Origin of the sequence: Paraburkholderia sp. SIMBA_053, from assembly GCF_046534895.1 — a bacterium.
In the GTDB taxonomy this organism is placed as follows: domain Bacteria; phylum Pseudomonadota; class Gammaproteobacteria; order Burkholderiales; family Burkholderiaceae; genus Paraburkholderia; species Paraburkholderia caledonica.
In genome coordinates, this window is the sequence record NZ_JAWRXU010001753.1 from 1 (window position 1) to 234 (window position 234).

A 234-nucleotide genomic window follows, 5' to 3' on the forward strand; every position below is an offset into this window, starting at 1 on the left:
CCGGCCTGAACCTGAACGCGCAAGACCCGCTGATGCTCGGCACGCCGAGCGTCACAGCGGCCACGACGAACGCGGGCACGCTGACCACGCCTGGCGCGACGATCACCAACACGGCGTCGGGCACGAACAAGGACAACTACACCGTCACGTTCACCAGCGCGACGGCCTACACGGTGACCGACACGACGCTCGGCACCTCGACGACCGGCACCTACACGGCCGGCTCGCCGATCT

The 234-nt window shown here is 68.4% G+C and carries 1 pseudogene; it reads left to right on the forward strand.

The annotated features are described in order from the left end of the window. Positions 1-234, forward strand: a pseudogene (locus tag SB753_RS41530) (flagellar hook protein FlgE); the annotation flags it as partial.